We start from the raw sequence: 23,653 nt of genomic DNA on the forward strand, positions 1-23,653 counted from the left end.
GGAGCCGGGGGCCGGGGAAAAAGCGGTGGACACCCGCGCAGCCGGCCCCCTAGCCTCAAACCCGCACGCCCGAGACCGACGGAAGGAGGCGAGTGTCATGGCCACTGTCATCCTGCGCTCCCCCCTCCCCGTCGCCCGGGTGTGCCACGCCTGACCGGGAGCGCACCCAGCTGAACGCATCCCGGAGGATCCGTGACCGATCTGGTCATCCGCACGCTCGACGACAGCAGTGCACACCTTTTCCACACCATGCCCGACCCGCTGGGCTTCCGCGAGAAGCACCGCCGGACCCGCTTCCGCCCCGACTGGCAGCGCATCGCCCTGCGCGGGGACCGCACCGTGGCCCGCGCCGCCTGGTGGGGCCGGCCCGAGGACACCGAGCCGCTGCTGATCAACTGGCTCGACGTCGCCGAGGGCGAGGAGGAGGCGGGCGCCGAACTCGTGCGGAGCGCGCCCTGGCATCCCGACGAGGTCGACCTCGACCTGCCCAGCGGCTGGCGGGACGACCCGGGGCTGCGCGCCGCCGTGCGCACCCGTGACACCGCCGCCCGGAAGGCCGGCTACCGGCCGCTGGTGGAACGCTTCCTGTACCGCTGGACCGCGGACCTGGGCCTGCCGGAGCGGCCCGGACGCCTCGTGTTCGCACCCGAGCCCGACGACGCCGTCTTCCTCGGCCTGTTGCGCCGCATCCACTCCGTCACGCTGGACGCCCACGCCCGCCGGGCCATCGAGGAGGGCGGGGTCGACCAGGCCGCGCGGGAGGAACTCGACGTCTTCCACTGGATGCCGTCACCGCGTGACTGGTGGCAGATCGCCCGCACCCCCGGCGGCGAGCCGGTCGGCATCCACATCCCCGCCCACAACCCCTCCGGACCGTGCGTCGGCTTCGTCGGCGTCGTACCGGAGCAGCGCGGTCACGGGTACGCCTACGACCTCCTCGCCGAGTGCACCCACTTCCTGGCCGGACACGGCGCCGAGTTCATCGCCGCCGCCACCGACCAGGCCAACTTCCCGATGGCCGCCCACTTCACCAGGGCCGGCTACCCGGTCGTACGGGAACGCGTCAACTACTGGGCCGACCGGGGTGCGGGCGCCCGGTGACGCGCTGACGCCCTGACTCGCCGACGGCGCGGTGATCGCCGGAGCGCGTCCGCCGGGTCAGGCCGCCGGGCCCGGCCCGGCGGCCTGGTCCCGGTCCGCGCCGCCCGTCAGCATGTCGTGCGCGCTCGCGAGGATCTCGGTGACGCGAAGGCCGAACGCGGCGTCGCAGGGGTGCGGGCGGCCCGTGCGGGCGGCCGCCACCAGGGCGTCGGCGGCGCGCGAGAGCGCGGGGACCGCTCCCTCGGAACTGCCCGGCAGGAGCGAGACCCCCGCCTCGCCCCGCAGTTCCACGTCGGCCCCGGCCGCCGCGGGCGGGGCCGTCAGGCTCAGCGTGAGGGTGCTCGACGCGCCGGTGGCGTGGTCGAGCACCAGGTGCACGGTGTCCGCGGGACCGTACGCGGCCGCCGCGACGTGCCGTACGTCGCCCAGCACCGGCAGCAGTACCGACAGGGCGTGCGGACCGACGTCCCACAGGGCGCCCTTCTCCCGCCGCCACGGGGAGGCCGCGAAGGGACTGTCGCCGGTGAACACCGCCCCCAGCCACTGTGCCCGGGCCGTGAACCAGCCCGCCACGGAGGCTTGTTCCTCGATCCAGGCCTCCGGCTCCTTCTGGAACCGGGCGGTGAAGAACACCACCGAGGCGACCTGGGCCCGCTCCACGGCGTCCACGACGGCCCGCGCCTCGGCCACCGACACCGCCAGCGGCTTGTCCAGCAGCAGGTGCCTGCCCGCCCGCGCCGCGCGTGCCGCCAGGTCGGCCTGCACGGACGGCGGCAGTGCCACCGCCACCGCGTCCACGTCGGCCAGCAGCGCGTCCACGTCGCCGTAGGCGGCGACGCCGTACCGCTCCGCCAGCTCCGTGGCCGCCTCCGGCCGGCGCCCCCACACCCCGGTGAACCGCACGCCGGTGTGTCCGGCGAGCGCGGGAGCGTACGCCGTCCGGGCCCACGGGCCCGTGCCCAGCAGTCCGATGCGCATGTCGCGTTCCTTCCTCCGAGCCGTTCCCCGCACCCTCACGATGCCGCGCTCCGGTTGCCGTTCGCAGTCGATCGCTCCGAACTGCCCGGTTCGGCAAGCCACTTGGCGATGGTGGCCGCGATCGGCTGGCCGGTGTCCATCTCGACGAAGCCGAACTGGCCCGACTGGTTGCACTCCAGGAACCACCAGATCCCGTCGGCGTCCTCCGCGAAGTCGAACGCGCCGTAGGCCAGTTCGGCCTCCCGGAGGTAGCGCAGTACGCCCTCGGCGACGCGCGGGGGCACGTCCGCGGGCAGCCAGGGGGAGACCGAAGGGGCGAAGCGCACGTCCACGTCGTCGGGATGCGCGTCGGGGTCGGCGGGCTTGCGTGCGGCCAGCAGGGTGTCGCCGACGACGGTGAGCCGGATGTCGGCCCGCTTGGCGACCCGGCGCTGCAACAGCGTCGGACCGTAGGCGACCGCCGAGAAGTCCGTGTCCGGCGCGACGCGGCTGGTCGGCACCGCGCGCGGCGGCTCCTGCGGATGCGCACCGGAGACCGGCTTGACCACCAGGTCCGGGAAGCGCTCCGCGAACTCCCGCGCGGCCTGCGGGAACGTCGTGATCAGTGTGGCCGGCACCGGGAGTCCGCTGTGCTGGGCCAGGTGCAGCTGCCAGGGCTTGTGACGAGCGCGGCGGGCGGCGTCCGGATGGTTCATCCAGCGCGCGCCGGTGGACCGCAGCATGCCGTACAGCGCCTGCGACGACTCCTCCGTCAGCCAGGCGGACGGCTGGGCGGCACGGGCGGCCGCCGCTCCGGGCCTGCGCAGCCAGACGGAGCGCAGGCCGTTCATGCTCACCAGGCGTCCGCCGACGGACAGATGCCCGCGGCTGGAGCCCTGCACGTACTCGCCCGACAGCGCGACCCCGTTGGTCAGATCGGCGGGATCGAGCCGGACGACGGGCACGCCGGCCTCGCCGAGCCGGAGGACCACCATGTCCGCCGTCACGTCCTCTTCACTGGTCAGGATGAGCACGGTCATCGTTCGGGGCCCGCTGTTCAGTCGTCGAAGTGCGTCTTGGAACCGGCGGTCGACGTCGTGGTTCCGAGGGCTCGCAGGGTTGCGTGGTCGGTGGCGGCGATCCGCCCGTCCGGGAGGACGTTCAACTGCAGTCCGGAGTCGTACGCGTACGGAGTGGTGACGTCCAACTGCACTGCGGGCCGCGCGTAGTTGAGCGTGAACGGTTGCATTGGTCTCTCCCTGATTAGGCTTTCACGTCCTTATACGAATCGAACGGGTGGTTGGTTTCCTTACTTTGCGTGACCATGGTCCGCGGACCCGGCCCTGCGGGTGCCGCGTACACGGAAGCGGCGGAGCCCGGATGGCCCGGGGCGGGGCACTCCCGCGCCACCGCCGACGGCGGCCACGCACCCCCGGGCGGACGGTGACGGAGTGTCGGAAATCACACCCGGCCGGGTGGGTGGTCCACGGGCCGGTGCCGGGTCACCTCGCGAGCGCGTCCCGCGCCGCCGCCAGGGCCCGTTCGGCGTATCCCCGGCCGAACAGCACCGCGTGCACCAGCAGCGGGAAGAGCTGGTGCATCCCCACGCGCTCGCGCCGGCCGCCGGCCGTCGGAGCCGCCTCCTCGTACCCGGCCAGCACCCGCTCCAGATGAGGGCAGCCGAACAGTTCCAGCATCGCGAGGTCGGTCTCCCGGTGCCCGCCGTGCGCGGCCGGGTCGATCAGCCGGACCTCGCCGTCGGCGCCCCACAGCACGTTCCCGTTCCACAGGTCGCCGTGCAGCCGGGCAGGTGGCTCGGCCGGCCCCGCCAGGTCCGGCAGCCGGTCGCAGACCCGCTCGAACACGGCCGCCTCGGCCGGGCTCAGCGTGCCGCGGTCGACCGCGCCGCGCACGTACGGCAGCACGCGGTGCTCGGCGTACCAGCGCGGCCAGTCGGCCCCCGGCGCGTTTCGCATGGGAGCGAGGCCGATGTACGCCTCCTCGGGTCCGCCGGGCGGCGGGGCGCCGAAGTGCGGTGCCCCCGCCGCGTGCAGGGCGGCCAGCGCCCGGCCGAAACGCAGCGCCGCCGCGGGGCCGGGCTGCCCGGCCGGCACGCGCTCACTCACCATCCAGTGCTCGTCGTGCCCGAGTACCGCCGGCACCCGGACCGCGTCCGCCGCGGCCAGCCAGCGCAGCCCGGCCACCTCGGCACGTACGGCCCCAGGGGCGTCGCCGCGTTTGACCATCACCGCCGTCCCGCCGTCCAGCAGCACCTCGGCGGGTGACCCGGGCACCGCTCGACCGCCGGTGACCGGGCGTCCGGTGAGCCGGGACGCAGCCTGACCCGGATCCTCGTCTCGGTTGACCACGGCTTCAGCGTACGACCCGCAACCCGGTCCCCCCGCAGGGCGTTTCGAGCCCACGGCGGGGCGGTCCTCAGCGGGCTGCCGGGTGCGACGCGCGGGTCAGACCCACCGGGTTGCCGGGCGGCAGCAGGCCCGCGCCGTCGACGGCGCGGGCCAGCGGCTGAAGCAGCTCGGCCAGCCGGGCGCTGCGGCCGGCGCCGAGCGCGGCCCACGGCTCCTCGGCCGCCGCGTCGGTCAGCGCCTCCACCTCCGCGCGCAGGGCCGCCCCGCCCGGCGTGAGCGAACCGTCGGCGGCGAGCCGCCCCCGTTCCCGCTGCCGTGCCGTGGCCGCCGCCCAGTCCTCCTGTCCCCACCTGCGCGTCTCCCGCAGGAACGCCGCGTCGGACTCGCCGGCCGCCGCCTTGAGCACCATGGCGTCGACCGGCCCGAGCCCCAGGCTCACGAGCACCGCGACGTGACCGTCCCCACGGTGCTCGCGCAGGGTCGTCACGGCCTGCCACAGACGCGCGGTGGGCCGCTCCGGGCGCCCCAGCGCCTGGTTGGCGGCGGCCAGGACCCGGCCCGTTGTGTCAGCCGCTGCCGCCGCCTCCCAGGCGAGGTCCGCGGCCTGCGCGAACTCGGCGGAGCCGACGACGTCCGGTCCGAACAGTCCGGTCATCGCCGCGTCCATGGCGTCCAGGCGCGCCTCGAGCACCTCGGCGGGAGGCGCGCAGTCCCAGGCGTCCGGCAGCGCGCGGGCCACACGGGCGGGATGGAAGACGTAGAAGCAGCTCGTCACCACGGCCGGGCGGACGGGGCCGAGCGGCGCGGCCCGCAGCGCGAAGTACCCCATCCAGAAGCCGTGCATCCCGAGCGTGTCCGCGGCCCGCCGCGCCTCCCGGGTGAAGTACACGAGATCGTGCACCGGCTCGTACCGCTCCCACAGCACCCGCGCCATTCCGTCCGCCACCGCTGCCTCCCGCCGCGTCACCCTGCAGTGCTCCCGGTGCCAGCCTGCTCCATGACCACTGTCATAACAAGTGCGCGCGGCGGCCGACGGCGCGCGGGTGGCGCAGGAGCTTGGGCAAGACGGGTGGTGCGGTGCCACGGCTGGGCGGCCCGGCTGGTGGGAGTCGCGGCCGTCGCTGACGGTGGTTCACGTAGGGGTCGGGTCTGTCCAGCTGATGAGGTATCCGCTGCCCGGCCGCGCCGGAAGGACATCACTATGCGTTCTGCCCGCATGCTCCTGGCTACGGCGGCGGTCTCCGCCGCCCTCGCCTTCGCCACGCCGGGCGCCGCGTTCGCCTCCCACGGTGGGGACGACTCAGGCCGTGACGACTCCTCGTACAGCCGGGACAGCGACTCCGGCGGCGACCACGGCAAGGGCTCCGACGGCGACCACGACAAGGACTACGGCAAGGAACACGACAGCGACCGCGGACGCGGCGAGCCGCGCGGCGGAATGCACACGGGTGGCGGAGCGCTCGCCACCGTGGTGCGGGGCGACGACTGGGGTTCGGGCTCGGACGGCGGCGACAGCCGGTTCGACCCCGACAGCTACCGAGACAAGGGCGACAAGGGCGACAAGGGCGAGAAAGGAGAGAAGGGAGACAGAGGAGACAAGGGGGAGAAGGGCGAGGACGGCGGCCGCGACAAGGACGAGTGGGGCGACGACGGCCACGACAAGCCGCACGGCGGCATGCACACCGGTGGCGGCGGGCTCGCCGATCCGGGTGTCACCGCGGGCGGTCTGGCGGTGCTGGCGGTAGGAGCCACCGGGATGTACGCGCTGCGCCGCAGGAAGGCCGGCGGGCCGGCGGCCTGACGCGGTGACACCTGCCAGGGGCCGCGGAGGCCGTCGGCGCGACCACCGTGTCGGCGGCCCGCGCCCCCGCGGGCCCCTGGACGCCGTTTTCGGCGGCGTGCCCTTCCTGTGCCCATGATCCCGCGCTGCCGTGCCGAGTGAGGTGGTGTCCGATGACAGCAGATCCGTCCTCCCCGAGCCCCGAACCGGCGCCGCACGAGCCGAACACCGGCCGCGGCGGGCGGCTGGCACTGTGGGGCGTGGCGATCGCCGTCCTCGCCGTCGGCATGCTCGGCGGCCACCGGAGCTCCGGTGCGGCGCCGCCGGCGGTGCCCCCCGTGCCTAGCGCGGGCTTCACCGCGCCGGCCGACCCGCGGGAGCCCGGTGAGGCGCTGCCCCGGTCCGAGCCGACCCGTCTGCTCATCCCCAAGATCTCGGTGAACGCCCCGTTCACCCCCCTCTCGATCGGCGCCACGGGCCAGCTGGAGCCGCCGCCGGCGGGCGACACCAACCTCGTGGGCTGGTACGCCAAGGGGGCCACCCCCGGCGAGCGGGGCACCGCGATCATCGCCGGGCACGTCGACACGAAGACCTCCGCCGCCGTCTTCGCCGGCCTCTACGCCCTCCGGCCGGGCGACCGGTTCTCGGTCGAGCGCGCCGACGGCCGGACGGCTCAGTTCGTGGTGGACGACGCCGAGAACTTCCCGAAGGACGACTTCCCCAGCAGGCGTGTGTACGCCGACACCGCGCGGCCCGAGGTCCGGCTGATCACCTGCTCGGGGGACTACGACCACTCGGTGCGGGACTACACCGAGAACCTGGTGGTCTTCGCCCACCTGGTGTGACCGCGACTTGTGCGCACCGGGGCGCCGTGGAACGCTTCGGTCCGCCGGCCGGTCTCCCGGCCGGCGGTGGCCGTGGGCACCGGACCCGCGGACCGGTCTCACGGGCCCGGACGCGGGCCGGAAACGGGGGAGTGGACGGATGGAGCTGGAGCTCCGGCACCTGCGGGTGCTGTGCGCGATCGCCGACGCGGGCAGTGTGGGCCGCGCCGCCGCGCAGCTCGGGTACTCCCAGCCCGCCGTCAGCACCCAGCTGCGGCGCATCGAGCGCCACTTCGGCGAGCCGCTCTTCGAGCGCGGCACGAGCGGAGTGCGCCCGACCCGCTACGGCGCCGAGGTCGTCGCCCAGGCCCGCGACGTCCTGGTCCGCGCCGACGCCATCGGCCACCGTCCGGCCGCCGAGCGGCCCCGCCGCACCCTCCGCGTGGCCGCGACCAACTCGCCCATGCTGTCCGGCACGGTCTCCCGCGTCCGCGCCCGGCTGCCGGAGCTCTCCCTCGCCGTCAACAGCGTCTACGCCTCCTCGCGGATCGTGGAACTGCTCGAGGACGGCACGGCGGACATCGCCATCGCCGCCGACTACCCGGGCATGGAGCTGCGCCACTCCGGCGCCGTCCGGCACCGCGGGATAGTCACCGAGCCGACGTTCGTCGCCCTGCCCGCCCGGCACCGGCTGCGGCAGCGCGCCCAGGTGCAGCTGGCCGACCTGGCAGAGGACGCCTGGTTCGTGACGCCGGACGACGGCGCGGGCTGGCCGGGGGTGTTCTACGACGCCTGCGCGGCGGCCGGCTTCACCCCGGTCACCGTGCACGAGTTCCTGGGCGACCAGACCCAGCTGCAGAGCATGATCGCCGACGGTCTCGGTGTGTCGCTCGTGCAGCCCACCCTGCGGCCGATGCCGCAGGTCGTCGTCAAGCCGCTGTCCGGCTCCCCGCTGTGGTGCCGTTATGTGCTCGCCTGGCGGCCCGGAGCCGTCGGCGACGACGTGGTGGAGGCGGTGTTCGAGTCCGCCACCGCCGCGTACCGCGACCTCGTCGCCCAGGCACCGCACCTGCGCACCTGGGCCTCGCGGACCTGGAACGCCGCCGGGGCGTAGCGCCGGCCGGGCCGCACCGCGATGTTATGAGCGAGCTGTGTCATGTGCTATGTCACACACCGTTGTTGTGGGGGCGCCCCGCTGAGACAGTGCCTCACACGCCTCAACACCCCACCGAGGCGCATCCCTTCGTGGAGGCATCCAGATGCGCTATCGCTTCGCGCTGCCCGGACGCATGGCCGGCGCCGCCGCCGTCTGCGTCACCGTGGCCGGCCTGCTGTCCCCACCGGCCCTGGCCGCTCCCCAGCCGCACACGGCCGCGACAGCACCCCGCAAGGCCGTTCCCAAGCCGTCACCCACGGGTGCGGCCACTGCGGCGACCGAACGTCCCGCGGCCCGGGCGGAGCAGCTCAGCCCGGCCCAGCTCCCGCCACTGGCACCCTTGCTCACGCGAGACCACCGAAGCCGTCCCGGTGCCGCCGCGGCCTCCTGCACCCCGGCCGACTTCGGCGGACGCACCGGCACGGCACTCGTCTCGTATGTCAGGTCGTCGACCACGGACTGCGTCAGCACCCTCTTCTCGGTCACCGGCAAGGACGCGCACGACGTCTTCCGCCAGGACCAGATGCTGACCGTGGCGAAAGCCTTCCGCAGCACGGCCGGGCAGTACCGCGGCGACAACTCGGGCAGCCTGGAGCAACTGGTGCTGTTCCTGCGCGCCGGGTACTACGTCCAGTTCAACCACGCCGGTGACGTGGGCCCGTACACCTCCCGGCTCACCTCCGCCGTCACGGCGGGCCTGGACACCTTCTTCGCCCGCCCCCACTCCCGTGACGTCAGCGCGGCCAACGGGGACATCCTGGGCGAGAGCGTCATCCTCACCGACAGCGCCGACCAGCAGGGCCGGTACCTGTACGTCTACCGGCGGCTGCTGAACGACCACGACAGCTCCTACGACGCCGTGGACAGCATGGTCCGCGCCGTCAACGACGTCTACACGCCCCTGTGGCGCGGAAACTGGAACCCGCAGTACGTGAAGGCGGTCGACGCCGACCCGCGTGTCATCGACACCCTGTACGACTTCGCGCTGGCCAACACCGACCTGCTCGGCACGGGTCTGGCCTTCCTGGACTCCAACGCCGGCATGAACCTCGCCCGTTACGTCGAGCACCCGGAACTGCGTGACACCGTCGCCCCGTTGACCAGGGAGCTGCTGGACGCGACGGCGATCACCGGCCCGACGGCCGGGCTCTGGGTGGCCGTGGCGACACAGGCGAACTACTACGACGGCGTCAACTGCTCGTACTACGACGTCTGCGACCTGCCGGACAGGCTCACCAGGGCGGTCCTGCCCACCGTCCACCCCTGCGACGGGAACGTCACCGTCCGGGCCCAGTCGCTGACCGCGGCCGACCTCGACGCCGCCTGCGCGAGCGTCCTCGGCCAGGACGCCCGCTTCCGCTCGCTCGTGCGCGCCGACGGCCCGATACCCGGCCAGTACGTCTCCAGCCTGCAGCTCGTGGTCTTCGCCTCCCGCGCCGACTACCAGACATACGCCGGCACGATCTACGGCATCAGCACCGACAACGGCGGCATGACGCTGGAGGGCGACCCGTCCGACCCGGCGAACGAGGCGACGTCGATCATGTACCAGAAGGACCGCGACAACGGCTTCCCGGCCCGCATCTGGAACCTCAACCACGAGTACACGCACTTCCTGGACGCCCGCGACGACATGAAGGGCGACTTCGCCCAGCAGGTCTCCGTGCCCGACGTGTGGTGGATCGAGGGCCTGGCGGAGTACGTCTCCTACACCTACCGGGGCCTCGCCGACGACCAGGCGGTCCAGGAGGCCGGCCGGCACACCTACAGGCTGAGCACCCTGTTCCAGAACACCTACGAGAACAGCGACGTCACCCGCACCTACCCGTGGGGCTACCTCGCCGTGCGCTACATGGCCGAACGGCACCCCGACGACATCCAGCGCATGCTCACCCGTTTCCGCGCCGGTGACTACGCCGGCGGATACGCCGTCTACGCCGACGGCATCGGCACCCGCTACGACGCCGACTTCGACCAGTGGCTCACGGCGTGCGCCGCCGGCGCCTGTGCCAGGCCGGCGCCGGCCTGACCGTACGCATCCCGGCACGGCGGCCGCCGACCGGAACTCCGGTCGGCGGCCGCCCGCACGCGTGGGACTCCGGCGTCAGACCGCCGTCGCCGGGTACGTCGGGTACTCCACGCCCGAGACGTGCTGGACGACCCGCACGACCTGGCAGGAGTAGCCGAACTCGTTGTCGTACCAGAGGTAGAGGATCGCGTTGTCGCCGTCGACCTTGAGGGCGCCGGCGTCCACGATCGAGGCGTGGCGCGATCCGATGAAGTCGCTGGAGACCGCGTCGGGCGCCGTGATGAAGTCGATCTGGCGCTTGAGCGGCGAGGTCAGCGACACCTCGCGCAGGTAGTCGTGGACCTCCTCGCGGGTGGCCTCGCGGGCCAGCTGCAGGTTGAGGATCGCGATCGAGACGTCCGGCACCGGGACGCGGATCGAGCTGCCGCTGATCTTCGCCTTGAGCTCGGGCAGCGCCTTGGCGACGGCGGAGGCGGCACCGGTCTCGGTGATCACCATGTTGAGCGGCGCGGACCGGCCACGGCGCTCGGACTTGTGGTAGTTGTCCAGCAGGTTCTGGTCGTTGGTGAACGAGTGGACGGTCTCCACGTGGCCGCGCAGCACACCGTACTCGTCGTCCATCGCCTTCAGCGGCGGCACGATGGCGTTGGTGGTGCAGGAGGCGCAGGACAGGATCTGCTCGTCCGGCTTGACGGTGTCGTGGTTGACGCCGTGCACGATGTTCGGGACGTCGCCCTTGCCCGGCGCGGTCAGGACGACCTTCTCGATGCCGGGGCGCAGGTGCTTCGACAGGCCCTCGCGGTCGCGCCACTTGCCGGTGTTGTCGATGAGGATGGCGTCCCGGACGCCGTACTCGGTGTAGTCCACGTGCGACGGGTCGTCGGCGTAGATGACCTTGATCGCGTTGCCGTTGGCCACGATCGTGCTGCTGTCCTCGTCCACCGTGATGGTGCCCTGGAACTGGCCGTGGATGGAGTCCCGGCGCAGCAGCGAGGCGCGCTTGACGATGTCGCGCGGGCCGCCGCCGCGCACGACGATGGCGCGCAGCCGCAGGCCGTTGCCGGAGCCCGCCTTCTCGATCAGCAGCCGGGCGACGAGCCGCCCGATGCGGCCGAAGCCGTACAGGACGACGTCGCGCGGCTCACGGCGCTCGATCTTGTTGGCGCCGGTGGCGCCCGCGACGGCCTCGGCGGTGAACTCCTCGACGCTCAGGCCGCGCTCGTCGGCCTTGTACATGGTCGCGAGCATGCCGAGGTCGATCTGGGAGGGCCCGAGGTCGAGAGTGGTCAGGGCCCGCAGGAACGGCATGGTCTCGGTGACCGACAGCTCGGCGCCGGCGATCTGCCGGGCGAAGCGGTGCGTCTTGAGGATGCTGACCACCGACTTGTTCACCAGCGAGCGGCTGTGCAGCAGGACGGTCACGTCCCGCTCGCGGTGCAGCTTTCCGATGATCGGGATCATGGACTCCGCGATTTCCTCGCGGTGCATCCAGTTGGTGAACGAGTCGTCGTTGACAGTCACAGATCTATCTTTCGAGCTAGGCAGCGCTCATATGGTAACCACACCCTACTTCGATCATTTGATGGGCCTGTCAGGGGGTGCCGGGAACCGGCATCCTCACCGCCTCCGGGGGGCCCGTTCCTGAATCAGGGTGAAGTGCGCGAGAAACCCGGGTCGCGCGTTGCACCGTCCCGCGGGGCTGCCCAAGGTCAGGGGCGTGAGCACCTCATCCGTACCCCGGCCCGAGCCCGCCGCCCCGTCCGGCCCCCGGCGCCGCCCGGCCCTGGCGCGCATCACCCGGCGCCCCGACCCCGACGGCGCGCTGCCGGCCCTCGCCCTGTTCGCCGCCGTCCGCCTCGCCGGGGTCCTCGCGGTCGTCCTGACCAACGCACACCGGGGACACCCGCTGGTCAGGAACCTGGCCCACTCCTGGGACTCCCGCTGGTACCTGCACATCGCCACGCACGGCTACGGCCGCCTCATCTGGATCTCCCCGGACGGCGCCGTCCAGACCGACTGGGCCTTCTTCCCGCTGTACCCGGGGCTCATCCGGGCGCTGACCGCCCTCCTTCCGCTCACCGCGGGCCAGGCCGCGCTGCTCCTCGCCTGGGCCGCCGCGGGCGCTGCCGCGTACGGCGTCTACGCCGTCGGCCACCACCTCCACGGGCGGGGGGTGGCCACCGCGCTGGTCGCCCTGTGGGCCGTCCTGCCCCATGCCGTCGAGCTGACCATCGCCTACACCGAGTCGCTGTTCGCCGCGCTCGCCGCCTGGTCCCTGTACTGCGTGCTCCGGGGACGCTGGCTGTGGGCGGGCTCGCTGGCCGCGCTGGCCGGCCTGGCCCGGCCCAGCGGCTTCGCGGTGGCGGTCGCCGTCGCCCTCGCCGCCGCCCACGAGGCGCTGCGGCGGCGCGGCCGGGTCCCGGCGGCCCTGTGGGCCGGCGCGGTGCTGGCGCCCCTCGGGTGGCTCGGCTACGTGCTGTGGGTGGGCAGCCGCACGGACGACCTGCTCGGCGGCTACCTGAAGGTGCAGAGCGCCTGGGACTCCCGCTTCGACTTCGGCGCGGGCTCGCTGCGCTTCGTCAAGGCCCTGCTCCTGCACGGCGGCGGATTCGTCTACCCGGCGGCCCTGGTGATCGTGTCGGCGGGCGTGCTCCTGTTCGCGCTCCTGTGCCTGGAGCGCGCCCCCCTGGCCCTGGTGGTCTTCGCCGGGGTCCTCGTCCTGCTCGTGATCGGCGCCTCCGGCTCGTTCTCGTCCAAGCCGCGTTTCCTGCTGCCGGCCTTCCCCCTGCTCATCCCGATGGCGCGCGCACTCGCCCGGACCTGGCGTCTGCGGCGGGCCCGTGCGGTGCTGGTCTACGCGGCCCTCACCGCCGTGTCCCTGCTGTTCGGCGCCTATGTGACGGCGGTGGTCCACTCCCCGCTGTGAGCGGCGCCGCCGCACGGGAGACCCGCGGTGCGAACACCGTGAAACGGGGTAGGCGAGGGGAGCCCGAGGAAAGGATCGTCATGACGACCTACGTGATCAGCGTCCCCGGCACCTTCACCGAGGGGATCGAGGCCGACGTCCCGAACCGGCTGGCCCGGGCCCTGCGGCCGGCCGACCCCCACGGTACGCGCATGGGGAGCGCCGAGGACCTGGACGTGCTCAGCGTCAACGAGGACAGCACCTTCACGCTCCGCCTGACCGTCGAGGCGGACACCGGCCCGCACGCCGAGGAGGAGGCCCGCCACCTCGCGGACCGCGCCCTGCGCGACGCGGGACTGGACGAGCGGAGCGCGCCCCTGGGTCCCGCGGTGATCACCGGCATCGACTCCGAGGTCCGCTGACCGGACCCGCGAGCGCTCCCCCTCTCCGCTCTCCACTGGGCGACGGTGCTCCATATCGGTAAAATGCACACGTTTGCCGAATTTCCAGGCGCTCGGCCCCCCGGGCCACCGCTCCGCCGGAAGTGACCGATGCCCCGCAAGCGCTTCACGGGCCAGGGCGACGAGCTGCTGGCCAGACTCGGCTCGCTCACCGCCGAGGCGCGCGAGCGCGCGGTGGCGCAACGCACGCAGGTCGAGCTGGCCATCGCCCTGCAGCGCGGCATGCTGCCCCGCGACCTGCCCGGTGTACCCGGACTGCGCCTCGCGGTCCGGTACGCGCCGGCCAACCTCGGTCTCAACGTGGGCGGGGACTGGTACGACGCCTTCGCTCTGCCCGACGGCCGGATCGGGCTGTCCATCGGCGACGTCCAGGGCCACAACATCGAGGCCGCCGCCTTCATGGGCCAGGTCCGGGCCGGACTGCGGGCCCTCGCCTTCGTCACCGGCGAGCCCGGCGAGCTCCTCGCCCGCACCAACGACCTGCTGCTCTCCCTGGGCAGTGAGCTGTTCGCGACCAGCACCTTCATGCGGCTCGACCCGGTCACCGGTGAGCTGGAGAGCGCGCGGGCCGGCCACATCCCCGCCGTGTGGGCGACGGCCGACGGCAGGTCCGGCGTCGTCGACGACCGGGGAGGGCCGCCACTCGGCGTCGCCATGGGCGTGGAATACCCGGTGACCCGGCACCGGCTGGCCGCCGGGGGAGTGCTCGTCCTGCTCACCGACGGCGTGGTGGAGGGGCCGGCGCTGCACATCGAGGCCGGCCTGGACCAGGTGGTGCGCCTCGCGGGCCTCGCCGCCCTCGCCGGCCTGCAGGTCCACGCGCTGGCCGCCGCCGTGATCAAGGGCGCCGCGAGCGTCGGGCACGACGACGACGCCGCCGTCCTCGTCGTGGGCCGTGACGGGGCCGGTGCCGGCCCGTGAACGATTCAGCCATAGGGCCGGACGGCACCGTCTCCCGCCTCGCCGTCCCGCGGCCGCCGGTGTGAGATGGCTGCTGTGGTGGGTAACGAGGAGCTGCGCCGGACGGGTGTCCACGCCGTCCAGGTGCTGGCCGTCGCGGCCTCCTACTACGGGGCCGGCCGGCTCGGCCTCCTGCGCGAACTGTCCATCGAGGGCGCCGTCGTCACCCCCGTCTATCCGCCGACCGGCATCGCCGTCGCCGCGCTGCTGATCCTCGGCATGGGCTGCTGGCCCGGCATCGCGCTCGGCTCCTTCTTCGTCGTGCTGTCCGTCGCCGAGCCCCGCCCCGAGGTGCTGGGCGTCCTGGCCGGCAACACCGCCGCACCCGTGTGCGCGGCGCTCCTGCTGCACCGGGCCGGCTTCCGCCAGGACCTCAGCCGGTTGCGGGACGGCCTCGCCCTGGTCTTCCTGGCCGCCCTCGCCGCCATGACGGTCAGCGCCACCGTCGGAGTCGGCCTCGTGGTCCTCACCGACGCACCCGCCGCGCACAGCTTCTGGCTCATCTGGCTGGCCTGGTGGGTCGGGGACGCGATGGGGGTCCTCATCGTCACCCCGCTGCTCCTGCTGCTGCACGGGGCCCGCTGGCCGCCGCCGCTGGGCCGCTGGAAGGAGGCGACCGCGCTCGCCCTGGCCGCCTGCGGTCTCGTACCGCTGGCCGCCTTCAGCTCGGTCAGCCTGCTCTTCCTGGTCTCGCCCCTCATCATCTGGGCGGCCCTGCGCTTCCGGTTCGTGGGCAGCGTGCTGTGCGTGCTGCTGACCTCGGTCGTGGCCACCATCGCCGCGACCGACGGCGACGGCGCCTTCGCGGGGCTGAGCCGCATCGAGGTCATGCTGAAACTGCAGGCGTTCAACGGCGCGATGGCCCTGACCGCGCTGCTGCTGTCCGCCGTGATCACCGAGCAGCGCAACACCCGGCGTTCGGTGGAGCGGGCCTGCCTGGAGCTGGCGGAGGTGCTGGAACACCTCACGGCCGGGGAGGCGCCGCGGTCCCGGCCGCACCCGGACCCCGGCGACACCGACGGCCGGCCGCGGCGCGGCGCGAACCCGTGACCGCGCTCATCGCCCGGACCGGCCGCCCGCCGCCTCGCCGCCGGCACCCGGATCCGGGTCCCCGTCCGGGCCGAGCAGCGGGCGGCCGGAGCCGCCGGCAACCGCAGGACCGCCGGTGGCCGCGCCGCGGCCCCCGGCGATGCCCGGAGGCGCGTCGGCGGCAGCCCCGGCCGCACCGCCGGGACGCCGCCCGGGGTCCGCCGCGCCCCCGCCCCTCCACCGCCGTTCGTGGTCGTTCGCGTCGTGGTCGTCCATGCGGCGCCGGGTACCCGGGCGGCGCCCGGGACAACGCCCCTCCCGGCGTGTCGAACGGCCGCCCCGGGGCACTGGGAGACGATGGGTGCGGCCTTCACGGGCAGTGGCCGGACCGGAGGGACAGGGGCGGCATGGAACAGCGCGCTGCACCGGGAACGGCGCACACGAGCAACGGGACCGCGGGTGACGGCGACGTACGACGCCGCGTTCCGCGCACGGACCTGGTGCTGCGCGACCCGCGCCTGTCCGCGGCCGTGCGACGGCTCGGCGCGCCGGTGGTCAAGGCCGCCGTCCGCCGGGCGCAGGAGGCGGCCCGGGGCGGCGGGATCGCGCCCGAACAGGTGCCGGACACGGCCGTCGCCCTGCTGCCCGGCACCGCCGGCGGCCTGCGTCCCGTGCTCAACGCCACCGGGGTGCTGCTGCACACCAACCTCGGCCGGGCCCCGCTCTCGGCCGCCGCCCGCCGGGCCGTCCAGGAGGCCGCCGGACCCACGGACGTCGAACTCGACCTGGCGACCGGGGTACGGGCCCGCCGCGGGCGCTCCGCCCTCGCCGCGCTGCACGAGCGGGTGCCGTCCGCGGGTGCGGTGCACGTCGTCAACAACGGCGCCGCCGCCCTGGTACTGGCCGCCACCGTGTTCGCGGCCGGCCGGGAGATCGTCGTCAGCCGGGGGGAGATGGTGGAGATCGGAGACGGCTTCCGGCTGCCCGACCTGCTCGTCTCCACCGGCGCCCGGCTCCGCGAGGTCGGCACGACCAACCGCACGACCGCCGCCGACTACGCCGAGGCGATCGGCCCGGACACCGGGTTCGTGCTGAAGGTGCACCCGTCCAACTTCCGCATCACCGGATTCACGCGGGCCGCCGAGGCCGCCGAACTCACCGGGCTGGGCGTGCCGGTCGTCGTGGACATCGGCTCCGGGCTGCTCGCCCCGCACCCGGCACTGCCCGACGAGCCCGACGCGGACACCCAGCTGCGCGCGGGCGCCGCGCTCGTCACCGCGAGCGGCGACAAGCTGCTCGGCGGCCCCCAGTGCGGACTCCTGCTCGGCGGCCAGGAACGCGTCCGCGCCCTCGCCCGGCACCCCCTGGCCCGCGCCCTGCGTGTCGACAAGCTCACCCTGGCCGCACTGGAGGCCACCCTCACCGGGCCGCCCACGCCGACCGCCCTCGCCCTCACCGCCCGGCCGGCCGCCCTGATGACCCGCGCCGGCCGGCTCGCCTCCGCCCTCGCCGCCGACGGCGTCGACGCGCACGCGGTCGAGTCGGCCGCCACGGTCGGCGGCGGCGGCGCCCCCGGCGTCACCCTGCCCAGCGCGGCGCTCTCCCTGCCCGAGCCGTACGCCGCCGCACTGCGCACCGGCGACGTCCCGGTCGTCGGCCGTCTGGAGGCGGGCCGCTGCCTGCTGGACCTGAGGGCGGTCCCGGAGGAGGACGACGACCGCCTGGCCGAGGCCGTCCGCTCGGCCCGGGACGGCGCGGAAGGGCGGCGGTGATGCGGGTCCTCGCCACCGCCGGACACGTCGACCACGGCAAGTCCGCCCTGGTCCGCGCCCTCACCGGCATGGAACCCGACCGCTACGAGGAGGAGCGGCGCCGGGGCCTCACCCTCGACCTGGGCTTCGTGTGGACCAGGCTGGGCGTGGACGGCGAAGACCTCGCCTTCGTGGACGTACCCGGTCACGAGCGGTTCGTGGCGACCATGCTGGCCGGTGCCGGCCCCGTGCCCGCCGTGCTGTTCGTCGTCGCCGCCGACCAGGGCTGGCAGCCCCAGTCCGAGGAGCACCTGGCCGTGCTCGACGCGCTCGGCGTCCGCCACGGCGTCCTCGCGGTGACCCGCAGCGACCTCGCGGACCCGGAACCCGTGCGCGCCGACGCCGTCGAGCGCCTCGCCGGCACCTCGCTCGGCAAGGTGGCGTCGGTCGCGGTCAGCGCGGTCACCGGCGCGGGCCTGGACGAACTTCGCACCGAACTCGCCCGGCTGGCGGACCGGTTGCCCGTCCCCGACGCCGGAGCCGACGTCCGCCTCTGGCTCGACCGGGCCTTCACCGTCCGCGGGCACGGCACCGTCGTGACCGGCACCCTGGGCGCGGGCACCCTGCGCGTCGGCGACCGGCTGGCCACCGGGGAGGGCACAGCCGAGCTGCGGGTGCGCGGGCTGCAGAGCCTGCACGAGCAGCGCGCGGCCGTCGGCGCGGTGGCCCGCGTCGCCGTCAACGTGCACGGCCCCGGGGACGGCTCCCTGCGCCGCGGACACGTGCTGCTGACCCCCGGACGCTGGCTGAGCACCGAAGTGACCGACGTCCGCGTCACCGGTGAACCGGCGGCGGGCCTGCCCCGCCGCGCCACCCTCCACATCGGCACCGCGGCCGTCCCGGTCACCGTCCGCCCGCTCGGCGAGGACACCGCCCGGCTCACCCTCGACCGGGCCCTGCCCCTGCGCGTCGGTGACCGCGCCGTGCTGCGCGAACCCGGCGGCGGCCGCGTGCCCCGCGCGGTCACCGTCCTCGACGTACGGCCGCCCCGGCTGACGCGGCGCGGCGCAGGCCGGGCACGCGCGGCCGAACTCGCCGGCCTGACCGGCCGTCCCGACGGCGCCGCCGAACTGCGCCGCCGCAAGCTGATCCGGCGCGCCGACCTGCGCGCCATGGGCATCCCGGTACCGCCCGCACCCGCGGCCGGGGCCCCGCACGGGCCCGCCCGGACCCGGCACCGCGAGGAACCCGCCGCCGCGGAACCCGTCGCCGGTGACTGGCTGGCCGACGCCGAGTACTGGAGCGCCCTGAAGGACCGGCTCGCCGCCGAGACCGGCCGGCACGCCCGCGACCACCCGCTCGCGCCCGGCCTGCCCACCGAGGCGGCCCGCCGCCTGCTCGGCCTGCCCGACCGTGCCCTGGTCGACGCGCTCGCCGGGGCCGCGCCGCGCGTGCGCGCCCGCGAAGGGCGCCTGTACCTCGCCGACGGCCCCCGGCCCGGCCTGCCCCCGCCCGTCCGCGCGGCCGTGGACGCCGTGCGCCGGGATCTGGCCGGCACCCCCTTCCGCGCGCCGGAGGCAGGGCGACTCGAAGAACTCGGGCTGAACCGCAGGGCGCTCGCGGCCGCGGTGGCCGCCGGAGCGCTGCTCCGGATCGCCGACGGAATCGTCCTCCTGCCCGGCGCCGACGCCGATGCGGCCGCCGTCCTGCGCGCCCTGCCGCAGCCCTTCACGCTCAGCGAGGCGCGGCGCGCCCTGGACACCACCCGCCGGGTGGCCGTACCGCTGCTCGAGCTCCTGGACGCCCAGGGTCGCACCGAGCGCGTCGACGACCAGCGCCGGTGCTGCCGCGCGCGGGAGGGGAACGGAGGCGGACGGGAATCGAACCCGCCTGCCCGAGATCCTCGGGCACCTCGGTTTTGAAGACCGGGAGGGCCACCAGGCACCCACACGCCTCCACCGCTCGTCAGGCTACTGCCCCAGGAGACCGGCATGACACCGACCCGCCAAGCGTCCGTACGGCTCACGCAGTTCGCCCACGGCGGCGGCTGCGCCTGCAAGATCCCGCCGGGGGAGCTGGAGGAGGTGGTGGCGGGACTGACCGCGCCCCCGCTCGCCGGCGGCGAGAACCCGCTGCTCGTCGGGCTCGCCACCGGCGACGACGCCGCCGTCGTCCTGCACCGGGACACGGCGGTCGTCTGCACGGCCGACTTCTTCACCCCCGTGGTGGACGATCCCTACGACTGGGGGCGCATCGCCGCCGCCAACGCCCTGTCCGACGTGTACGCGATGGGCGGGCGGCCCCTGCTCGCCGTCAACCTCCTCGCCTGGCCGCGCGACCGGCTGCCGTTCGGCCTGGCCCGCGAAGTGCTGCGCGGCGGACTGGACATCGCCACGGAGGCGGGCTGCCACGTCGGCGGCGGGCACAGCGTCGACGACCCGGAACCGAAGTACGGCATGGCCGTCACCGGGATCGCCGATCCCGGGCGGCTGCTGCGCAACGACGCCGGCCGGCCCGGGCTGCCGCTGTCGCTGACCAAGCCGCTGGGCACCGGCGTGCTGAACAACCGTCACAAGGCCATCGGCGAGCGGTTCGAGCACGCCGTCGCCACCATGGCGGCACTCAACCGGGAGGCCTCCGAGGCCGCGCTGGCCGCCGGGGCCGCCTGCGCCACCGACGTCACCGGGTTCGGTCTCCTCGGCCATCTGCACAAGCTGGCCCGGGCCTCCGGGGTCACCGCCGTGATCGACACCGCCGCCGTGCCCTTCCTGGACGGCGCCCGCGAGGCCGTACGCGACGGGTACGTCAGCGGCGGCACCCGGCGCAACCTCGAATGGGTGGCCTCGCACACCGACTTCGGCACCACGGACGACGACACCCGGCTGCTGCTGGCCGACGCGCAGACCTCCGGGGGCCTCCTCGTCGCCGGCGAGGTGCCCGGGGCGCCCGTGGTGGGGGAGCTGGTACCGCGCGGCGCCCACTCCGTCGTGCTCAGGTAGCTCAGGGCTCCGTGCCGGTCCGCTCGTCGATGCCCGCCCGCGCCCGGTACGCCCGCACCAGTTCCACGGAGGCCGGGCCCCGCGGGCGGCGGCCCGGGCGGATGTCCACGGCGAACGCCTTCGCCTCCTGGATGTGCGTGTTCGGGTCGAGGGAGAGGTGCAACAGCTCGTTGGCCGCGTCACCGGTGCTGTAGCCGTTGGGGCCCCAGTGGTAGGGCAGCCCCACCTGGTGGAGCCGGCGCCCGTGCACGGTCAGCGGCGCCACGCGGTCGGTGACCAGCACGCGTGCCTCGATCACGCCCCGTGCGCTGACGATCGTCGCCCAGCCGGTGTGTTCCAGGTTCCGTTCGGCGGCCAGTTCCGGGGACACCTCGCAGAAGAACTCCGGCTGCAGCTCAGCCAGATAGGGCTGCCAGCGGGACATGCCGCCCGCCGTGTGGTGCTCGGTGAGCCGGTAGGTGGTGGCCACGTACGGGAACACCTGCGAGCCGGGCTCGTCACCGCTCGGCTGGTAGCGGTTGTCCGGGTGCGGGGACAGCAACTGCCGTACCGGGTTGCGCTGCTGGTCGTACAGCAGGTTCGGGAACGGCGAGTCCTGGGGCTCGTAGTGCGCCGGCAGCGGGCCGTCCGTCAGCCCGGACGGCACGTAAAGCCAGGCCTTGCCGTCGGCCTGCATGACGAACGCGTCCGTGCCCGACAGCGCCTGTGGACCGGTGGCGTCCTCGGGCGGCCGGTGGCCGGGGGACTTGTCCTTCTTGAAGTCGGGCACGTCGTGACCGGACCACTCGCCCTTGTCCGGGTCCCACCACACCAGGGCCTTGCGCTCACTCCACGGCCGGCCCTCGGGGTCGGCGGACGCCCGGTTGTACAGGATCCGGCGGTTGGCCGGCCAGGCCCACGCCCACTCGGCCGCCACCCAGTCCTGTTCCCGGCCGGGCCTGCGGCGGGCCGCCTGGTTGACGCCGTCGGCGTACACGCCGCAGTAGATCCAGCAGCCGCAGGACGTCGAGCCGTCCGGCTCCAGCTGCTCGTAGGAGGAGAGCGGACGGCCCTCGGCGTCGCGGCCGTTGATCTCCGCGAGCACGGCCTCCGCGTCCGGTTCGGCGTGCCGGCCCCTGGTCGGGTAGTCCCAGGCCAGGTCGAGCACCGGGCGGTCCATCGGGTCGGTGGAGCCGGCGAGCTTCTCGCGGATCCGCCGCCCCAGGTGGTAGGCGAACCACAGGTCGCTGCGCGCCTCGCCCGGTGGTTCGACCGCCTGGTGGTGCCACTGCAGGAGCCGCTGGGTGTTGGTGAAGCTGCCGTCCTTCTCGGTGTGCGCGGCGGCCGGCAGGAAGAACACCTCGGTGCGGATGTCCCGCGTGCGCAGCTCCCCGGTCTCGATCTCGGGGCCGTCCTTCCACCAGGTCGCCGACTCGATCAGTGAGAAGTCCCGGACCACCAGCCAGTCGAGGTTCGCCATGCCGAGCCGCATCAGCTTGGCGTTGGCGTTGCCCACCGCGGGGTTCTCGCCGACCAGGAAGTAGCCCTTGCAGACGCCCTCCAGCTGGGCCATCGTCGTCTCGTACGCCGAGTGGGAGCCGGTCAGCCGGGGCAGGTAGTCGAAGCAGAAGTCGTTCTCGGCGGTCGCGGCGTCCCCCCAGTACGCCTTGAGCAGGCTCACCAGGTACGAGCGCATGTTGCCCCAGTAGCCCTTGTGGGCCGCCTCCGCCTCGACGAAGGCGTCCAGGTCCTCGTTGCGGTGCGCGTACGGCATCGGGATGTAGCCGGGCAGCAGGTTGAACAGCGTCGGGATGTCGGTCGAGCCCTGGATGGAGGCGTGCCCGCGGAGCGCGAGGATGCCGCCGCCCGGCCGGCCGATGTTGCCGAGCAGGGTCTGCAGGATGGCCGCCGCGCGGATGTACTGCGTGCCCACCGTGTGCTGCGTCCAGCCCACCGCGTAGGCGAAGGCCGTGGTCCGCTCCCGTCCGGAGTTCTCCGTGACGAGTTCGCACACCTGCCGGAAGAGGTCCTGCGGCACCCCGCAGACCTGCTCGACCATCTCCGGCGTGTAGCGGGCGTAGTGCCGTTTGAGCACCTGGAACACGCAGCGCGGGTGGGTCAGCGTCTCGTCCCGTTCGACCTCGCCCTCGCCGATCACCGCGCCACCGGAGCCGTGGGCCTCACCGCGCGCCGCCTCGGTCAGCGAGCCGTCCCCCCCGGTGCGCTTGTCGTACTCCGTGTCGCGCTGGCCGGAGGCCGCCTGCATCTCGGTGCCCTCGTACTGCCAGCTGCCGTTGTCGTAGCGGCGGCCGGCGGCGTCGAGACCGGAGAAGACGCCGCCCAGGTCCTCGGTGTCACCGAAGTCCTCCCGGAGGATCACCGGGGCGTTGCTGTAGGCCACGATGTAGTCGCGGAAGTACTTCTCCCGCTCCAGCACGTAGTGGATGATCCCGCCGAGGAAGGCGATGTCCGAGCCCGCGCGCAGCGGCACGTGCAGGTCGGCCAGCGCGCTGGTACGGGTGAACCGCGGATCGACGTGGATCACCTTCGCGCCCCGCGCCTTGGCCTCCATCACCCACTGGAACCCGACCGGGTGGCACTCGGCCATGTTCGAGCCCTCGATGACGATGCAGTCCGCGTTCTGCAGGTCCTGCTGGAAGGTGGTCGCGCCGCCGCGGCCGAACGAGGTTCCCAGACTGGGAACGGTGGAGGAGTGTCAAACACGCGCCTGATTCTCGATCTGGATCGCTCCCAGCGCCGTGTACAGCTTCTTGAGGAGGTAGTTCTCCTCGTTGTCGAGCGTCGCCCCGCCGAGGCTGGCGATGCCGAGGGTGCGCCGCGTCCGGGCCCCGCCGTCCTCCCACTGCCAGCCGGCCCGCCGGGCCTCGATCACCCGCTCGGCGATCATGTCCATGGCGGTGTCGAGGTCCAGCCGCTCCCATCCGGTGCCGTACGGGCGCCGGTAGAGGACCTGGTGCTCGCGGGCGGCGCCGGTCGTCAGCTGCAGACTCGCCGCGCCCTTCGGGCAGAGCCGGCCGCGCGAGATCGGGGAGTCCGGATCGCCCTCGATCTGGGTGACCCGCCCGTCCTGCACGTACACGTTCTGGCCGCAGCCCACCGCGCAGTACGGGCAGACGGACTTGACCACCCGGTCGGCGGTGGCGACCCGCGGCCGGAGCCGTTCGCTGGGCCCGCTCTTGGCGGCCGCGCCCCGGCCCAGCGGGTCGGTACCCGTGAGCTGGCGGTAGACCGGCCACGAGTCGATCCAGGTGCGTACGCCCACGGCCACTCCTTCCGCTCACTCCCTACGGCATTGTCCCGCGGCCCCGCCGGCCCGGCATCCGGACCGCGTG

Annotated in this window: 19 protein-coding genes, 1 tRNA gene and 1 pseudogene; 12 read left to right on the plus strand and 9 right to left on the minus strand. The window is 74.1% G+C overall.

The window, feature by feature from the left end; translation table 11 throughout:
- Positions 1-192 precede the first annotated feature (192 nt).
- A complete protein-coding gene (locus IE177_RS31205; protein ID WP_190018821.1) occupies positions 193-1,101 on the plus strand; it encodes a GNAT family N-acetyltransferase in 909 nt (302 codons plus the stop codon).
- Between the two features lie 57 nt (positions 1,102-1,158).
- Here IE177_RS31205 and IE177_RS31210 read toward each other — a convergent pair whose 3' ends face one another.
- The 5 genes from IE177_RS31210 to IE177_RS31230 all read right to left on the minus strand — a co-directional run bounded on the left by IE177_RS31210 (position 1,159) and on the right by IE177_RS31230 (position 5,373).
- Positions 1,159-2,079 (minus strand): Gfo/Idh/MocA family protein, encoded by a 921-nt coding sequence (locus tag IE177_RS31210; RefSeq protein WP_190018822.1) that lies wholly within the window; start codon positions 2,077-2,079, stop codon positions 1,159-1,161.
- Between the two features lie 35 nt (positions 2,080-2,114).
- Positions 2,115-3,098 carry an ATP-grasp ribosomal peptide maturase gene (gene tgmB, locus IE177_RS31215; protein WP_190018823.1) on the minus strand — a complete coding sequence of 328 codons (984 nt, stop codon included), beginning with the start codon at positions 3,096-3,098 and terminating at the stop codon, positions 2,115-2,117.
- A 17-nt stretch (positions 3,099-3,115) separates the two neighbouring features.
- Positions 3,116-3,307 (minus strand): putative ATP-grasp-modified RiPP, encoded by a 192-nt coding sequence (gene tgmA, locus IE177_RS31220; RefSeq protein ID WP_020938095.1) that lies wholly within the window; start codon positions 3,305-3,307, stop codon positions 3,116-3,118.
- A gap of 253 nt (positions 3,308-3,560) precedes the next feature.
- The gene (locus tag IE177_RS31225; RefSeq protein ID WP_190018824.1) at positions 3,561-4,427 is read right to left on the minus strand and encodes a fructosamine kinase family protein; all 867 of its coding nucleotides are present in this window, start codon (positions 4,425-4,427) and stop codon (positions 3,561-3,563) included.
- A gap of 67 nt (positions 4,428-4,494) precedes the next feature.
- On the minus strand, positions 4,495-5,373 hold the full coding sequence (locus IE177_RS31230; protein WP_190018825.1) for an SCO6745 family protein: 879 nt from the start codon (positions 5,371-5,373) through the stop codon (positions 4,495-4,497).
- A 255-nt stretch (positions 5,374-5,628) separates the two neighbouring features.
- Here IE177_RS31230 and IE177_RS31235 point away from each other — a divergent pair, with 255 nt between their 5' ends.
- The 4 genes from IE177_RS31235 to IE177_RS31250 all read left to right on the plus strand — a co-directional run bounded on the left by IE177_RS31235 (position 5,629) and on the right by IE177_RS31250 (position 10,216).
- On the plus strand, positions 5,629-6,228 hold the full coding sequence (locus IE177_RS31235) for a hypothetical protein (protein WP_190018826.1): 600 nt from the start codon (positions 5,629-5,631) through the stop codon (positions 6,226-6,228).
- Between the two features lie 152 nt (positions 6,229-6,380).
- Complete coding sequence (locus tag IE177_RS31240; protein ID WP_190018827.1) at positions 6,381-7,052, plus strand: class F sortase; 672 nt, start codon at positions 6,381-6,383, stop codon at positions 7,050-7,052.
- Positions 7,053-7,191: 139 nt separating this feature from the next.
- Entirely contained in the window at positions 7,192-8,145 is a 954-nt protein-coding gene (locus IE177_RS31245; protein WP_190018828.1) for a LysR family transcriptional regulator, read from the plus strand.
- A gap of 145 nt (positions 8,146-8,290) precedes the next feature.
- Positions 8,291-10,216, plus strand: a complete 1,926-nt coding sequence (locus IE177_RS31250; RefSeq protein ID WP_190018829.1) for a collagenase — start codon at positions 8,291-8,293, stop codon at positions 10,214-10,216.
- A gap of 75 nt (positions 10,217-10,291) precedes the next feature.
- Here IE177_RS31250 and IE177_RS31255 read toward each other — a convergent pair whose 3' ends face one another.
- A complete protein-coding gene (locus tag IE177_RS31255) occupies positions 10,292-11,737 on the minus strand; it encodes a glyceraldehyde-3-phosphate dehydrogenase (RefSeq protein ID WP_190018830.1) in 1,446 nt (481 codons plus the stop codon).
- Between the two features lie 196 nt (positions 11,738-11,933).
- On the opposite strand from IE177_RS31255, the gene IE177_RS31260 reads away from it, so the two are divergent.
- The 4 genes from IE177_RS31260 (at position 11,934) to IE177_RS31275 (ending at position 15,592) form a co-directional block, all read left to right on the plus strand.
- Complete coding sequence (locus IE177_RS31260; RefSeq protein WP_229816347.1) at positions 11,934-13,142, plus strand: putative hexosyltransferase; 1,209 nt, start codon at positions 11,934-11,936, stop codon at positions 13,140-13,142.
- Positions 13,143-13,222: 80 nt separating this feature from the next.
- On the plus strand, positions 13,223-13,543 hold the full coding sequence (locus tag IE177_RS31265) for a hypothetical protein (protein ID WP_190018831.1): 321 nt from the start codon (positions 13,223-13,225) through the stop codon (positions 13,541-13,543).
- 129 nt (positions 13,544-13,672) lie between these two features.
- Positions 13,673-14,503, plus strand: a complete 831-nt coding sequence (locus IE177_RS31270; protein ID WP_190018832.1) for a PP2C family protein-serine/threonine phosphatase — start codon at positions 13,673-13,675, stop codon at positions 14,501-14,503.
- Between the two features lie 66 nt (positions 14,504-14,569).
- Positions 14,570-15,592 carry an MASE1 domain-containing protein gene (locus IE177_RS31275; protein ID WP_190018833.1) on the plus strand — a complete coding sequence of 341 codons (1,023 nt, stop codon included), beginning with the start codon at positions 14,570-14,572 and terminating at the stop codon, positions 15,590-15,592.
- Between the two features lie 6 nt (positions 15,593-15,598).
- Here the strand turns inward: IE177_RS31275 and IE177_RS31280 are convergent, their stop codons facing one another.
- Entirely contained in the window at positions 15,599-15,847 is a 249-nt protein-coding gene (locus IE177_RS31280) for a hypothetical protein (RefSeq protein ID WP_190018834.1), read from the minus strand.
- 131 nt (positions 15,848-15,978) lie between these two features.
- On the opposite strand from IE177_RS31280, the gene selA reads away from it, so the two are divergent.
- Together selA and IE177_RS31290 are read left to right on the plus strand one after the other, a co-directional pair.
- Positions 15,979-17,343, plus strand: coding sequence for an L-seryl-tRNA(Sec) selenium transferase (selA, locus tag IE177_RS31285; RefSeq protein WP_190018835.1), 1,365 nt, complete (start codon positions 15,979-15,981; stop codon positions 17,341-17,343).
- Positions 17,343-19,151 (plus strand): annotated as a pseudogene (locus IE177_RS31290) (SelB domain-containing protein); the annotation flags it as partial. The gene selA and the pseudogene IE177_RS31290, both read left to right, overlap by 1 nt.
- Positions 19,152-19,186: 35 nt before the next feature.
- Here the strand turns inward: IE177_RS31290 and IE177_RS31295 are convergent.
- A tRNA-Sec gene (locus tag IE177_RS31295) sits at positions 19,187-19,279 on the minus strand.
- Between the two features lie 34 nt (positions 19,280-19,313).
- On the opposite strand from IE177_RS31295, the gene selD reads away from it, so the two are divergent.
- Positions 19,314-20,321: a selenide, water dikinase SelD gene (gene selD, locus IE177_RS31300; RefSeq protein ID WP_190018836.1), complete on the plus strand. Its 1,008-nt coding sequence runs from the start codon at positions 19,314-19,316 to the stop codon at positions 20,319-20,321.
- A gap of 1 nt (position 20,322) precedes the next feature.
- Here the strand turns inward: selD and fdh are convergent, their stop codons facing one another.
- A complete protein-coding gene (gene fdh / locus IE177_RS31305; RefSeq protein ID WP_190018837.1) occupies positions 20,323-23,583 on the minus strand; it encodes a formate dehydrogenase in 3,261 nt (1,086 codons plus the stop codon).
- Between the last annotated feature and the right edge of the window lie 70 nt (positions 23,584-23,653).

This window comes from Streptomyces lucensis JCM 4490 (assembly GCF_014650035.1).
Classification (GTDB): Bacteria; Actinomycetota; Actinomycetes; order Streptomycetales; family Streptomycetaceae; genus Streptomyces; species Streptomyces lucensis.